The organism is Frankia sp. R43 (genome assembly GCF_001306465.1).
In the GTDB taxonomy this organism is placed as follows: domain Bacteria; phylum Actinomycetota; class Actinomycetes; order Frankiales; family Frankiaceae; genus Parafrankia; species Parafrankia irregularis.
The window spans coordinates 677,930-691,740 of record NZ_LFCW01000006.1 but is presented as its reverse complement, the minus strand read 5'-3'; the positions used below and the strand labels follow the sequence as shown (position 1 = coordinate 691,740).

10 protein-coding genes are annotated in these 13,811 nt (G+C 71.5%); 7 read left to right on the top strand and 3 right to left on the bottom strand.

The window, feature by feature from the left end; translation table 11 throughout:
- Positions 1-803 precede the first annotated feature (803 nt).
- The 5 genes from ACG83_RS27290 (at position 804) to ACG83_RS27270 (ending at position 6,592) form a co-directional block, all read left to right on the top strand.
- Complete coding sequence (locus ACG83_RS27290; RefSeq protein ID WP_054569067.1) at positions 804-1,085, top strand: hypothetical protein; 282 nt, start codon at positions 804-806, stop codon at positions 1,083-1,085.
- Complete coding sequence (locus ACG83_RS27285; protein ID WP_054569066.1) at positions 1,082-2,404, top strand: glycosyltransferase family 2 protein; 1,323 nt, start codon at positions 1,082-1,084, stop codon at positions 2,402-2,404. Before ACG83_RS27290 ends, ACG83_RS27285 begins: the two co-directional genes overlap by 4 nt.
- Positions 2,401-3,168 (top strand): family 16 glycoside hydrolase, encoded by a 768-nt coding sequence (locus ACG83_RS27280; protein ID WP_235498204.1) that lies wholly within the window; start codon positions 2,401-2,403, stop codon positions 3,166-3,168. Before ACG83_RS27285 ends, ACG83_RS27280 begins: the two co-directional genes overlap by 4 nt.
- A 122-nt stretch (positions 3,169-3,290) precedes the next feature.
- Positions 3,291-4,616: a non-hydrolyzing UDP-N-acetylglucosamine 2-epimerase gene (gene wecB / locus ACG83_RS27275; protein WP_054569065.1), complete on the top strand. Its 1,326-nt coding sequence runs from the start codon at positions 3,291-3,293 to the stop codon at positions 4,614-4,616.
- On the top strand, positions 4,613-6,592 hold the full coding sequence (locus ACG83_RS27270; protein ID WP_054569064.1) for a DUF2334 domain-containing protein: 1,980 nt from the start codon (positions 4,613-4,615) through the stop codon (positions 6,590-6,592). The genes wecB and ACG83_RS27270 overlap by 4 nt, the downstream gene beginning before the upstream one ends.
- 127 nt (positions 6,593-6,719) lie before the next feature.
- On the opposite strand, the gene ACG83_RS27265 is transcribed toward ACG83_RS27270, so the two are convergent.
- The 3 genes from ACG83_RS27265 to rlmB all read right to left on the bottom strand — a co-directional run bounded on the left by ACG83_RS27265 (position 6,720) and on the right by rlmB (position 10,346).
- The gene (locus tag ACG83_RS27265) at positions 6,720-7,469 is read right to left on the bottom strand and encodes a hypothetical protein (protein WP_235498203.1); all 750 of its coding nucleotides are present in this window, start codon (positions 7,467-7,469) and stop codon (positions 6,720-6,722) included.
- 149 nt (positions 7,470-7,618) lie between these two features.
- Complete coding sequence (locus ACG83_RS27260) at positions 7,619-8,923, bottom strand: EAL domain-containing protein (RefSeq protein WP_255354780.1); 1,305 nt, start codon at positions 8,921-8,923, stop codon at positions 7,619-7,621.
- A gap of 346 nt (positions 8,924-9,269) precedes the next feature.
- Positions 9,270-10,346, bottom strand: coding sequence for a 23S rRNA (guanosine(2251)-2'-O)-methyltransferase RlmB (gene rlmB, locus ACG83_RS27255; RefSeq protein WP_054569062.1), 1,077 nt, complete (start codon positions 10,344-10,346; stop codon positions 9,270-9,272).
- Between the two features lie 416 nt (positions 10,347-10,762).
- Here rlmB and ACG83_RS27250 point away from each other — a divergent pair, with 416 nt between their 5' ends.
- The gene (locus ACG83_RS27250; RefSeq protein ID WP_235498202.1) at positions 10,763-12,025 is read left to right on the top strand and encodes a serine/threonine protein kinase; all 1,263 of its coding nucleotides are present in this window, start codon (positions 10,763-10,765) and stop codon (positions 12,023-12,025) included.
- Positions 12,026-12,245: 220 nt separating this feature from the next.
- Positions 12,246-13,811 carry a PP2C family serine/threonine-protein phosphatase gene (locus ACG83_RS27245; RefSeq protein WP_054569060.1) on the top strand — a complete coding sequence of 522 codons (1,566 nt, stop codon included), beginning with the start codon at positions 12,246-12,248 and terminating at the stop codon, positions 13,809-13,811.

Sequence of the window (13,811 nt, the reverse complement as noted above, 5' to 3'; positions counted from 1 at the left end):
GCGGCAAAAATATCCCGGCGACGTCACGCCGGTCACGCCCGCAGGACCCGTCTGCGCCGCGGCGGCGCAGGTCAGAAGGGTCGCATCGCGTGGTGCGCAGGCCGCAGCCGCTCCATCGAGCCGGCCGCCTGGCGCCGCATCAGCCATCCTCGCCGCCCACACAGCCCGGCGATAACCGCCCGCCCCGGCGTTGCCTCCTGGCACGGCGATACCTCCTGCCAGAGAGCTCCGCGGGCGGGAGCCGATGTCAGGCACGGCAATCGTCATACCACGGACGAGATTATCGCGCCGAGCCACTGAATGCTGAGAGCCACCACCAGTCCAGGTCATCGGGCCGCGCATCCCTGGCGGCCACCCACACATCTTTCCGAGAACCGGGAACTGTGAGTCCTTTCCATCGTCGACTCGGGCCTGCGGCACACCTGATCATGCATCGTGAGACGGAAAAGGATCAGTGAGAACCTGATCGCACGCACGGCCACCTCAGCCCAGGTCTCCGTACCGGGCTAATCCTGCCGGCAACGCACGCTGGCCGCCGTCATCCGCGGCCCTGGGCCCGGCAGGTCCTTTTGCCGCGAAACCCAGGTCCGCCGGTTCCAGCCTGCTCCGCGGCAGTTGCTTCCGAGGTCTGTTCCAAGGCGCCCCGTCACGGCCTGCCGAGGAACAGCTCCGCCACGCCCATGCCATGGCTCGCCGAGCCACGGCATGGGACGCCGCTGGTCCGCGACCAACGGCCACCTCACCGCCGTGCCGCGGCCTGCCCAAACCCCGGCGCGGTGGGCCTGAACTCGCTCGGAGGATCCATGTACGTCACCCTGCCCCCAGGCGCGGCACTGGCCCGCCCGGGGCTTGGTCCCGTTCACCCGTTCCAGGCCGGAGCGGGTGACGCGGCTGTCCCGATCACCCACCAGGCGTCGACCGACCATGCGACCGCCGTGCTCGATCTGCTCTCGGGCCTGCTGACGGGCGTGGTGGGGCTGGGCTTCCTGCTGTACGCGTGCACAGGCCTGCTCGGAGTCCTGGTCGCCCTCCTGCTGCGGGTGGGTAGGCGGCCGTCCCGGCCTGGCCCCGACGCTGCCGCGTGAACCTGCTGGACCCCGACGGCGGCGGCGCCCGGCTGCTCGCCGCCGTCATGATCATCCTGGGCATGCTCTACCTCTGCGTGATGCTGGTGCTCGCCCGGGTCCATCGCGCCTGGACCGGAACGCCACCCGACGGCCTCTTCTTCGTCTTCGTGATGCCGTGCCTCAACGAGGAGGCCGTGATCGGGCCGAGCCTGGCACGGCTCCTGCAGTCCCCCGCCGCCAACCGGCGGGTCCTCGTCGTAGACGACGGCTCCGACGACCGGACGTCCCAGCTGGTGCTCGATGTGCCCGACGACAGGGTGTGGCTGCTGCGCCGCACGCCACCACATGCCCGCAAGGGAAAGGGCGCCGCGCTCAACGCGGCGATGGGGGATCTGGCGACCCGTGCGGAGATCCTCGCCCGCGACCCCAGCGATGTGATCATCGCCGTGGTCGACGCGGACGGGCGCCTCGACCCACACACGGTGGAGGCCGTCGCCCCGTACTTCGCCGACCCCCGAACCGCCGGGGTGCAGACCGGCGTCCGCATCAACAACCGGGGCACCAGCCTGCTGGCCCGGCTGCAGGACATGGAGTTCGTCATCTACACGGATGTCTTCCAGCGCGGCCGGGGCCAGCTCGACAACGTGGGCCTCGGTGGCAACGGCCAGTTCGTCCGGCTGTCGGCCCTGCGGTCGCTGGGAGGATCCCCGTGGTCGCACAGCCTCACCGAGGATCTCGATCTCGGCGTGCGCCTGCTGCTCGCCGGCTGGCGCAACCAGTTCTGCCCGCAGGCCGACGTCCATCAGCAGGGCGTCATCCGGCTGGGCCGGCTGCTTCGGCAACGTTCCCGCTGGTTCCAGGGCCATCTGCAGTCCTGGACGCTGATGCCCAGGGTGCTGCGCCAGGCGCGGGCGCGGGCCCTGCCGGACATGCTCTTCCATCTGTCCAGCCCGCTGCTGATCCTGCTGGCGTCGCTGCTGACCGCCGCCTTCGTGCTGAGCACGGTGGCGGTGCTCACGAGCTGGTTCGCCAGCGGCCCCGCGCCGGACGCGCGCTACTTCCTCGGTGCGTACCTGATGGCCGCGGGCCCGGCGTTGGTCTGCGGGCTGATCTACCGGTCACGTGAGCCGCTGACCGGTGTCGGCATGCTGCGGCTGGCCGGTTATGTGCACCTTTACATGCTGTATGCGCTGGTGTGGTTCGTGGCCGGCTGGTGGGCACTCGCCCGGGTCGTCGGTCGCCGCACCAGCTGGCACAAGACCGCCCGAACACCCGAGCCGCCCCGTGCCGACACCCGCACGCCGATGCCCGCAGCCTCGGACGGACACCGAGGGTGAGCAGTGGGCATCACCCCTACCAGCGGAATGATCGCGTTCTGGTCGGCCGGGCGGAGCGGCCAGCCAGGCACCGGCATCCTTTCCAGATCCTGCTCCTGCTGCTGCTGGGAGCCATCGCCGCGATGTCCGGGGTGTGGGCGATCATCCAGCTCAGCTCGGACGGACGCCCCACCCGCTGGCGGGACGGATCGGCGCACGGCCCCTGGCTGGCGATCTTCGACGGCTACGGGCACACGACCGCGCACGCGGCGGACGACGGCCTGGTCATCACGCTCTCCCCGCGGGCGGCGGAGGGTCCCGACCACACCCATGCCGGCCTCGTCGCCAGTGCCGAGACGTACCGCAACGTGCGCTTCTCCACGCAGGTCCGCACCATCCAGCAGCTGCGCCAGGACTCGCCGGCCCCCTGGGAGGTCGGCTGGGTGCTGTGGAACTACACCGACCCGCAGCACTTCTACGCCTTCGTGTTGAAACCGAACGGCTGGGAGCTCAGCAAGCAGGACCCCGCCTATCCCGGCGGTCAGCGGTTCCTGGCGAGCGGACCATCACCGCGCGGCACGCTGGGCAGCTGGCACACCGTCGACGTGGTCCACGCCGGGGACTCGATGGCGGTGTCGGTGGACGGCGTCCCGACCGTGCGGATGCAGGACACCGAGCGCCCGTATCTCGCCGGCTCGATCGGCCTGTACTGCGAGGACGCCGTCGTCGAGTTCCGCCGAACCGCCGCGCGCGAGCTACGGCCGCCCGACGGGCAGCCGTCCTGATTCGACCGGGTCGTCCGGCGGCCTCGAGCTGCCCGGCGCTCCGGTGCGACACCGCACCACCAGCCAGTCCCAGCAACCAACAGTCGACCCACCGATAGAAGATCAAGTATGGGAGGTTCATCGTGGCCGACCGCTCCACCGGTCACACGGTGCTGCTCGTATACGGCACGAGACCCGAGGCGATCAAGATGGCGCCAGTGGTCCACGAGCTTCGCCGAACCAGGTCGCTGCGTCCCGTGCTCGCCGTCACCGGGCAGCACCGGACGATGCTCGACCAGGTCAACAACCTGTTCGGGCTGGTCCCCGACTACGACCTGGAGATCCTTCAGCACCGGCAGTCCCTGTCCGGGGTGACCACCCGTGCGCTCGGCGGCCTTGAGGCCGTGATGGCCGAGGTGCGGCCGGATGCCGTCGTGGTCCAGGGCGACACGACCACGGCGTTCACCGGCGCACTCGCCGCCTTCTACCAGAGCGTGCCCGTCGTGCACCTCGAAGCCGGGCTGCGCACGGACGACCCGATGTCACCGTTCCCGGAGGAGATCAACCGGCGGCTGACCGCCCAGCTGGCGGAGCTTCACCTGGCACCGACCCCGTCGGCCCGGGCCAACCTGCTGGCGGAAGGTATCCGTCCCGAGTCGGTTCTCGTCACCGGCAACACGGTGATCGACGCCCTGCTGCACGTGGCGGCGGCGCCGCCGCCCGACGACCCTCTGCTCGCCGAGGTCCGCCACCTGGCCAGGCTCGACGAGCCCGCGGGGGTCGGCAGACGTCAGATGGTGCTCGTCACCGCGCACCGCCGCGAGTCCTGGGGCGAGCCGCTCGCCCAGGTGGGCGCGGCGCTGGCCCGGCTGGCCACCGAACGGCCCGAGCTGCTGGTCGTTCTGCCGGTCCACCGCAACCCGGCCGTCCGGGAAGCCGTGCTGCCGCCGATCGCGGGACTGCCCAACGTGCTGGTCGCGGACCCGGTCGACTACTCGGCGTTCACGCACCTCATGGCGGCGGCGACCGTGATCGTCACCGACAGCGGAGGGGTGCAGGAGGAGGCCCCCAGCCTCGGCAAGCCGGTGCTGGTCCTGCGGGAGAACACCGAGCGGCCGGAAGGTGTGCGCGCGGGCACCACCCGCCTCGTCGGCACCGACACGGAGCGGATCGTCGCCGCCGTCGGCCAGCTCCTGGACGATCCCGTCGCCTACGCGGCCATGGCGGAGGCGGTCAACCCGTACGGCGACGGGCAGGCCGCGAGCCGTGCCGTCGCGGCGATCGAGCACCGCCTGTGCGGAACACCGGCGCCCGACCCCTTCGTCCCCGGTGCCCGCGCCATCGACATTCCGCTGCGGATTCCCCGCCAACCGACGCATTCGGGGGTGATCACGCTGGGAACCAGCGCGGTACTGGCCGAGCAGACCGCCGCCGGCGCTTCGGCACGACTCGAGGAGGCCGGCGCGTGAGCCGCCTGACACAGCTTTTCGCCGGCAGCCGCGGCGCACGGAGCTCGGCCCGCACCAGCGCCCGCACCAGCACCCGCGCCCACACCGGCGCCCGCACTCACACCGGCACCCGCACCTGCGGGGAGCGAAGCTCGGCCGGGCGCCGGCGGCGTACCCGTGGGGCCGCGACCGCCGCCGCGGCGGGCCTGCTCGCGCTCACCGTGGGAGCCGGCACGGCCATCGCGGCACCCGCCGGCGGCAAGGGCGGATCACCGCATCCACCCCGCCACGCCCGGGCCGCGACCCCACAGGTACATCCGGGCGGCAAGGGGCTCAGCACGCTGCCCGCCCCGCCGGCGCCACCACGAACACCACCACCGCGCCGGGCCCCGCGCCCGGTGCCCCCCGGCCGCGGCGACGCCGCCATCGCCGGCACGGCGACCGGATCGTCAGGCACGCCGGCAACCGGGTCATCGGCCGCGGCGGCAACGGCGGCAGCAACGACAGCGGCAACGCCCCTGGCCGCGGCGGCGACGACCGGTCAGGGCACGCTGATCCTCTACGACACGACCGGCACCTGGGGATGGCTGGGCGAGCAGTACGCCATGCAGGCCGCGAACCTGGCATCGCGTTTCGGCACCTGGCAGGCCCGGCCCGTCAGGTCGTACACGGCCGGCCAGATGGCGCAGTACGCGGCTGTGATCTACATCGGATCGACCTACGACGAGCAGGTGCCCACGGCCTTCCTGACGGACGTCCTGGCCGGGACCAGGCCGGTGCTGTGGATGTACGACAACATCTGGCAGCTCACCGCACAGGCGCCGAACTTCGCGACGACCTACGGCTGGAACTGGTCCGGCTTCGACACCACGTCGATCGGAGCGGTCCGGTACAAGGGAACCGATCTGACCAGGCTCGCGACCAACGCCGCGGGAATCATGAACTACGGCACCGTCGACCCGGCCAAGGCGACGGTGGTGGCCGAGGCGGTGCGCGCGAACGGTACCCGCTTCCCCTGGGCACTTCGTTCGAACAACCTGACCTACATCGGTGAGATCCCGTTCGCCTACGCCGACATGACCGACCGCTATCTCGCCTTCGCCGACATCCTGTTCGACGCGCTGGCCCCGCAGACAGCCACCCGGCACCGGGCACTGGTACGCATCGAGGACGTCGGGCCCGACGCCGACCCGGCCGAGCTGCGCGCGATCGCCGACTATCTCTCCTCGGTGAACGTTCCGTTCTCGGTCGCCGTCTACCCGCGCTACGTCGACGCGAACGGCACCTACAACAACGGGGTGGCGCAGGACTACACCCTCGCGTCACGCCCGGACGTCGTCACCGCACTGCGCTACATGACCCAGCGCGGCGGAACTCTGATCATGCACGGCTGGACGCACCAGTTCTCGAACGTCGCCAATCCCTACTCCGGTGCGAGCGCCGACGACTTCGAGTTCTTCCGTGCCCACGTCGATGCCCAGGACAACGTGGTCTACGACGGCCCCGTACCCGGTGACAGCCAGAGCTGGGCCGCCGGCCGGATGGACGGGTCCGCGGCCGCGTTCACGGCCGCCGGGCTGTCGGTGCCGACGGTCTTCGAGTTCCCGCACTACGCGGCCTCCGCACCTGACTACGCCGCGGCGAAGGCGAAGTTCCCTCGCCGCTACGACCGCGGCCTGTACTTCCGCAACCAGCTGGCCGGCGGCACCATCGACCACACGAAGTTCGGCGGCCAGTTCTTCCCCTACCCGGTCACCGACGTCCACGGTTCGTTCATCATTCCGGAGAACATCGGCAACGTGGAGCCGGAGGCGTTCAACAACCACCCGGCCCGGCTTCCCGCCGACCTCATCGACGCGGCGCGCCGCAACCTGATCGTCCGGGACGGCTTCGCGAGCATGTTCTACCACCCGTATCTGGGGGTCGACTATCTGCGGCAGACGGTCGAGGGCGTGAAGGCCCTCGGGTACACCTTCATCGCCGCCTCCGCGGTCTGACCCCGGCCGGTCAGTCGGTCCGCTGATCGGCTCTGATCCGCTGGACCGTCGGCGGGCACGGGAGCTCCCCTGGGCTCCCGTGCCCGCCCGGCCAGCCACCGCCATCGCTATGGCGCCTCCTGCTGTTCTACTGTGATTGCCGCGGCCCCGTGACACGGATTCTCGCGCCGATTCCGGTCAGATAGAGCGGGCTGTTCTCGGTGAAGTCCGGGATGTTCTCCTCGCCGATGTACAGGTCCAGATGCCGTTCACCACCGAGCCCGGGTGTGAACTCGTCACGGATCTCCCAGGAAGCCCGCCGCAACGCCTCGCACGCACTCGGGTCGATCTCGGATCCGTCCTCTTCGACACCACATTCCTCGATCACGAACGTGGTGCCGGCCGGCAGCACGGAGGAATCGGCGGCGGCACTTCGGAACGGCACCAGTGCCCGGCCCGCGGTATCGCTTGGAATGTCGTCCAGCCAGAATCCGGTGTCGTAGGACCAGTTGAGCATGGATCCGGCGAGTGGCGCACTGGTGATCCGGCCGGTCCCCTCGTCGTGCACCGCCTGGACGAAACCGGCGGGAAAGGTGCCGAGCAGATCGGTACCGAAGGAGCATTCCCGCTGGCGGCAGCCGCGGACCACGGTCGGCGGCGTCCCCTCGTGAAAGCTCTCCACCGCCGTGTAGTAGACCGTGATCTCCCATCCCTCGTCCTGACCGTCCGGCGCCCGACCGCCCGCCGACTCCAGACAGGCGGCGAGGCAGGCACACCCGCTGATCAGCGCCGGAACCAGCATGATCCGGCGGCGGCGCCGACTGGTCCGGCCGGGCCGAGGCGGTGCCACGCGGGCCGCACGGGCCGCACGGGCCGCCCGGGAAATCCGTCCACTCATTCGCGAGATATTCACGCCCACACTGTGCAGGGGCGCCTCCTCCGCTGGCAATGACAAAAGCCGGCAGAGCCATCACAATTCCTGAAGACCACACCGGGACAATTATCCCGACCCATCAGAAACCAGAGCTACCACGTCTTCCTGCACCCTCAGGTCATCGCCGTGGCGGCCAGTCGGCTGCGTTTCACGGCCACGCAGCGGCCATGGGCGGGAAGTGGCAGCGGTCCGGGTGGGCTGAGGAACTCGCCCTGCCCCTGGTCCACACCGGCGGCGGACAGCACCCGCAGCTCGTCCGCGGTCTCGATACCCTCGGCGACCAGCGTCGCACCGATCTGCCGGCTGAAGTGGACAAGCGCCTCGACCAGCGCCCGCCGGGCCGCGTCGGAACCGACATTCATCGAAAGCCAGCGGTCCATCTTCACGACGTCCGGCAGGAACTGCACCATTCTCCGCAGGCTCGCATAGGCGACGCCCACGTTGTCCACCGCGATCCGGGTCCCAAGGTCACGCAGCTCCAGCAGGCGGTCGAGCGTCGTCGGCAGCTCGTGGTTGCCCTCGCGCTCGGCGATCTCGACGACCACCTGGTCGGCGCTGGGGCCGTCGATCAGCTCGGTGAGCCGCCCGGACGCGATGGTCGCGGGCGACGCGTTCACCGAAAGCGCCAGCCCGCGTGGGAAGCGCGGCAGCTCCGCCAGGGCCGCACGGATCGCCGCCAGCTCCAGATCGATGCCCAGGCCGACCGACGTCGCCTGCTCGAACCACTGGGCCGGCGACAGGACGCCGTCGGCGCGCCGCCCACCGGGATCGCCGCTGGACCCACTTCCCGGCGCGGTCCGCAGGCCGTCCGGCGATGGGAACCGCGGGAAGCGCGCCAGCGCCTCCGCACCGACGATCCCATGCGTCGGCAGGTCGAACATCGCCTGGAAGACCATTGTCGGCCCACCGGAATCGATGATCTCCCCGATCACGGACCGGACATGATCGTCATCGGCGTGGCCGCGATGGATCGCGGACACCGTGTCGGTGAGGACGTCGGCCAGCAGGCTCAGGAAACGGACGTCCCGCTCACCCAGGTTCGGGTCCGGCTCGGTGCCCAGCGCGCACAGCATGCCGTAGAGCTCGCCGTTGTCCAGATGGACAGGTGTGCCGACATAGGACCCGATGCCCAGATCACGCGTGACCGGCAGGTTGGCCGTACGGCGGTCCGCTCGCGCGTCGGGCACCACCGCGGGAAGACGGCCGTCCAGCACCCGGGCGCAGTAGGTCTGCTCCTTGTCGACCCGGTACCCGACCAGGCTCTCGACCAGGTCACCGTCGCCCGCGACGAGATCGATGACCTGGTGGTCGCCGCTGAACCTGGCCAGCCAGGCGACATCGGTCCGCAGATGACGACGCGCCAGGTCGAGGACGCGCCTCATCTCGTCGTTGTGATCCCTCGTCTCCGGGCCCTCCACAGCCGGGTGCCCACCGGATGCGCGGTCGTCAGCCTTCCCGGGCGGCCCGGAGCCTGCTGGCTTCCCGGGCGGTCCGGAGCCTGCTGGCGCCTCCCACCCCCCGCCGGTCACAACATCGTTCACGGCGTACACCTCCCGGCCGGCAGCGCTCGCGCATCGGCGTTCCCTTCCGATGGTGCGCCGCCAGCCCGCAGCCCGCAGCCCATGACGGCATGGCGGGGCCCCGCGGCAGCATGGCGCACGGCGGAAGCCGACCGTCGCGGGCTGCGGCGGGCAGCCGGCGTACCGCTGACAGGACGGCTACCGCTGGCTGGCCTACAGCCAGGCCGGTCAGAAGGCGGGCCGGTCAGGAGGCGGGCGCCGCCAGGCGACGACGGCGCGCGATCTCAGCGAGCGCGATGCCCGTGGCGACCCCGGCGTTCAACGACTCCATGGCTCCGGCCATCGGGATCCGGACCTTCAGGTCGCAGCACTCGCCGACGAGCCGCGAGAGGCCGCGCCCCTCCGAACCGACCACAAGCACCAGCGGATCCGCGGCAACCTGGAGATCGTCGATGTCGACCTCCCCGTCTGCCGCCAGGCCGACGATGAACAGGCCGGCCTCGGCGAACGAGCGCAGGGTACGGGTCAGGTTCACTGCTCGGGCGACGGGCAGCCTCGCCGCCGCGCCCGCGGACGTCTTCCATGCCGCCGCGGTCATACCCGCCGCGCGCCGCTCAGGAACGACGACACCGTTCGCGCCGAACGCCGCCGCCGAACGGACGACGGCACCGAGGTTGCGCGGGTCGGTGACGCCGTCGAGCGCGACGACCAGACCGGGCGCCGCGGCCTGGGTGGCGGCGAGCACATCGTCCGGATGGGCGTACTCGAACGGCGGGACGGAGAGCGCGAGCCCCTGGTGTGGTGCGTTCGGGCAGAGCCGGTCGAGCTCGACCCGCCCGACGTCGACCACGGTGAGCCCGGCACGGCCGGCGAGGCGGCGGGCGTCGGCGACCCGCTCGTCGAACTCGAGGCCGCCGGCGATCAGCAGGGAGCTCGCCGGCACCCCTGCCCGCAGCGCCTCGACCACCGCGTTGCGGCCGACCACGAACTCGTCGGTCTCGCCGCGCCGCGCGCTGTGTGCGCCGGTACCGCCGCTCCCGCCGGCGGCGGCGCCGGAGCCGGCCGACGACCCCGCCTGGCCCTGCGCACTCGGACGCCTTGCTCCGCCCCGGGCGGCCGCAGCGGCGGCGGCACGGCGCTGCGCCGGATGACCGGTCCGCTGCTCGGCCGGTGGTGTCGCCCCCTTGCCCTGCAGCCCTTTGCGGCGCTGCCCGCCGCTACCGATCGCCGCACCCTTGCGGTGGGAACCTGACTTCGCGGCCCGGCCTCCCTGCCCGCCACGGGCGACTCCGCCGCCACCCCGGCTCTGGCCACCGGCCATCACAGACCACCTCGTAACTCGCGTGTTCGGGCCGTCGACCCGCCCCGCGAGCCAACTGATCATCTGGCCGTGCCGGGCGCTGCCTGGTGCCAGCCGCGACACAGCCGTACCCCAACGGTATCCGGCCGTGTCACGCCACGCGGCGGACACCATCACCAATGCCCACATCGACCAGCACTGCCCACGGCGACACCCGCGTCGAAATCGACATGGGCGTCGGGAAAGACTTCGACTGTCTGACAGCTGTCGGACGGCTGTCGGACGACTGTCGGACGTCGGCGAAACCGGTTGCGCGGTACGTCCGGCCCGATCGAGTGGTCCCAGACCACTCGATGCACAGGTGGACCCCACGAGTTCACCGAGAGGCTCCGCGAATCCGCGACTTGCTACCTATCCTCAGTGGGATGGGCGGGCACGTGTCTGGAGGGCAGGTGGGCGGCTTCTCCTGGGCGGGCCCCGGCCCAGCCCCGGTGCGCGGCGCGGCTGGCGCCCGCTGCCCGGTGTGCGCCGGCCCCGTCGGTCGCGTCGCCGGTCGGGCGAGCTTCGGCCCGCGGTCGCGGGCCAGCGGGTTCTGCCCACGATGCCGGACGCCTTATTCCTTCTCACCGCCGCTGCAGGCCGGGGACGTCGTCGGCGGCTACCGCGTCGTCGACTGCCTCGCCGCGGGCGGCCCCGGGCCGGCTGGCTGGGTGTTTCTGGCCGTCGACCTGGGTGAGGCCGGCGAACGCGCCGGTGACGCCGCCGCACCGGGAACCAGCCACACCAGCCACACCGGCGTCACCGACGGCACCCGCCGTGCGGGGCGGCAGGTGGTGCTGAAGAGCCTTCGGCGTGCGAGGTCACGCCCGGATGGCCGGCACGGAGCCTGTCGTGTGCCGCGGCGCCTGCCGCCCGACCCACCGCTGCGGCATCCGGCGATCGTCCCGATGCTGGGCGAGGTCTGCCACGGCGGCACGGATTTCGCGGTGATGGGGTTCGTGGCCGGCCCGTCGCTGTCGCAGCTGCTCCGCTCCCGGCGGGAGGCCGGAGCCGTCGCGAGTGCGCCGCTGCCCGTGCCGGCTGCGATCGCCGGGGCGATGCGCCTGCTGTCCGCGCTGCGGTACGTCCACGAGCGTGGCTATCTCTTCTGCGACCTGGCGCCCGGCAACGTGGTCTGGAACGACGAGGAGGTCACGCTGGTCGATCTCCAGTCGCTGCGCCCGGCCGGCCGCCACCTCGGCGCGTTCCACGTGACGGCGGGATTCGACGCCCCCGAGCTTGCCATGAGCCCCCCGTCGGTGGGCTCAGACCTCTACGCTCTCGGCAGGCTGTTGGCCGCCGCGGCACTCGATTTTCCGCACCGAACGTCAACATATCGATACACCCTTCCGACGCAGGAGGTCGACCAGGTGCTGGCTCGGCACGCACCGCTGCACCGGTTCCTCCTTCGTGCCACCGCCGCCGACCCGGGGAGCCGGTTCACCGGTGCCGCGCACATGGCCTCGGCGCTCGGCGAGGTCGCGGCAGGTGCCGGCGCCAGCTGGGCGCCGGCGCGCCCCGCGGGCCTGGCCGAGGGCCCCGAAGAGCCCTCCCACCAGCCAAAAGGCCCAGGAGGTGGCGGCGCTTGCGGAGCGCACACGGATGGCGGGCGTACTGCGGACAGGACTCCCCACAATCCACGCAGGACGGCCGGACGTTGACACCCAGGCGGGCACCGCGATCACCGGCGTCGACGCATCTGACGGATCATGCCACTATTCATCTCGGCGTCCTTGGATTTGAGCAGGTCGACGTGATATATCCGGTCCCCACAGGACGGGCAGGAGGCACTAACCACATGGCTCCGCGCCACACGGCTCCGCGCACACCGCCCAGACTCGCTGTCACTGGCGGGCCGCTGCAGCGGCCGGTGGCCTGACCATGGACCTCAACTCCCGCAGCGGGCACAGCTACCCCGGGCACGGCTACCCTCCGGCTCGTCCGGGCGGCCACCATCCTGGCGACGGGTATCCGGAAGAGGCCGGCCACGCCGGCGGTTATCACGGCGACGAGGCACCCACCGCGGGTTACGCCGAGGGCTATGGCTCGGCGGAGTACCACCCGGACGATCCGGCTGCGGAAGGCTACTCAGCCGGCCGTTTCAGGGCCGCACACTATTCCGAGAACTCCTACGGGGAGGGCGGCGGCTACCCGGAGAACTCGTACCCGGGCCCGGAGAACAACTACCCGGGCGATGCGTATCCAGGCGCTGGCTACACCCCGGAACCCGGCACCTATCGTGACAGCGAGTATCACGGAGAATACTCCGAGCGCGCGTATGAGTCGTCGTCGTATCCGGCCGGGGCCTATCCCGGCCCCGGGTACTCCGGCGGCGGATTCACCGAGGACGGCTACCCGGCGGACTCCGACGCCGCGACGATGCTGCTGGCGCAGCACGGCACCCCGAGCGACGAGTCCGGCGACGACGAGATCATGCGTTGCCCGGTGTGTGCCGCGCCCAACTACACCGACGCACGGTACTGCGAGGCGTGCGGCTTCGCGTTCACCGGAGCGCCGGTCAGCGGCGGCGACGAGGACCACCGCGAGATCGACCTGGGGCCGCTGGCCGGCGTCTGCGACCGGGGGGTCCGGCACACGACGAACGAGGACGCGATGGGCGTCGCCATCGTCCACGGCACTCTGATCGCCGTCGTGTGCGACGGCGTCTCGACGACTCCCGGCTCCGGCGAGGCCTCGGCGGCCGCGGCGGCCACCGCCACAGCCATCCTCGCGGACGCTGTGCGCGCCCACGGGCCCGGCGAGGCGGTCCCCTACAAGGAACCGTCGAAAAGCGCCGCGAGCGAGGTTCTCGACGTGCTGGAGGAGTACTCCGAGTTCGACGAGCCGCGAACCGCGCCACGGCGGATCTCCGGCGGCTTCGGCCCGGACGAGGCCGACGCCGCCCTGCACACCGCGGTGGAGGCCGCCCAGGCCACCATCGCCCAGCTCAGTGCGGCCGAGGGCCGGATGGCCCCGTCCTGCACCTTCGCCGCCGCGATCATCACCCAGCCCTCGGCGGACGGCCCGGGGATGGTCACCGTCGGGTGGGTCGGCGACAGCCGCGTCTACCTCCTGGGTCCCCGCTGGTGTGAGCGGCTCACCGCGGACGACACCTGGGCGGCCGAGGCCGCGCGGGCCGGGCTGATCCCCGCCTCGGAGGCGGAGACCCACCGGCGCGCGCACACCCTGACGCGCTGGCTGGGTGGCGATGCCGAGGACGTGACCCCGCACACCGCCGCCTTCCCGATCGAGACGCCGGCCACTGTGGTCGTCTGCAGCGACGGCCTGTGGAACTACTCGTCCCGCCCGGACGTCCTCGCCTCACTGGTGAACCATCTCGATCCCGACGCCGCCGCGCTGGACGTCGCGCGCCACCTCGTCGACTTCGCGATCGACCAGGGCGGCCACGACAACATCACCGTGGTCGCGGCCAGGGTGACGGGTTGA